At 59.6% G+C, this 1,041-nt stretch carries 1 protein-coding gene; it reads right to left on the bottom strand.

Annotation, left to right across the window (positions count from 1 at the left end; translation table 11 throughout):
• On the bottom strand, positions 1–1,041 hold a 1,041-nt coding region (mmsA, locus tag AC1DRJ_RS29285; protein WP_477805200.1), incomplete at both ends, for a CoA-acylating methylmalonate-semialdehyde dehydrogenase.

The raw sequence follows: 1,041 nt of genomic DNA, 5'->3' as shown, positions 1-1,041 counted from the left end.
CGTTGTGGCCAGCGCTGAGTGATGGCTTTACGGCGAGTGTAGAAACGCACACCGTCCGGCCCATACGCATGCAGGTCGCCGAACAGCGAACGCTTCCAGCCACCGAAGCTGTGATAAGCCACCGGCACCGGCAGCGGTACGTTCACACCAACCATACCTACTTCGATTTCATCACAGAACAACCGCGCCGCTTCACCGTCACGGGTGAAGATGCAGGTGCCGTTGCCATATTCGTGATCGTTGATCAGCTGCATCGCCTCTTCCAGGCTGTTCACCCGAACGACGCACAACACTGGCCCGAAAATTTCTTCTTTATAGATGCGCATCTCTGGCGTGACGTTATCAAACAGGCAGCCACCCAGGAAGAAACCTTCCTCATGACCGGCCACGCTCAAACCACGACCGTCGACCACCAGGGTCGCACCGGAAGAAACACCGTCTTCTACATAACCGCTGACCTTGTCACGCGCCTGTCCGGTGACCAGAGGCCCCATGTCCAGACCACAGGTCGTCCCCGCTCCGATTTTCAGCGCCTTGATTTGCGGCACCAGTTTTTCCACCAGTGCGTCCGCCACCTGATCACCGACGCACACCGCCACCGAGATCGCCATGCAACGCTCGCCGCAAGAACCATACGCCGCGCCCATCAGTGCGCTGACCGCATTGTCCAGATCCGCATCCGGCATCAGCACCGCATGGTTCTTCGCACCGCCCAGCGCCTGAACGCGTTTGCCGCGCTTGGTGCCTTCGGCGTAGATGTATTCTGCAATCGGTGTCGACCCCACAAAACTCAGCGCCTTGACTTCCGGCGCCTCGATCAGCGCATCCACCGCAGCCTTGTCACCGTGCACGACGTTCAGCACGCCCTTAGGCAGACCGGCTTCCAGCAACAGCTGAGCGATCAGCAGCGTGGAACTTGGATCACGCTCCGACGGTTTGAGGATAAAGCAGTTACCGCAAACGATCGCCAGCGGATACATCCACAGCGGCACCATCGCCGGGAAGTTGAACGGGGTAATACCGGCCACCACGCCCAATGGC

The organism is Pseudomonas sp. P5_B2, from assembly GCF_056400445.1.
This window is presented reverse-complemented; position numbering and strand designations above follow the sequence as displayed.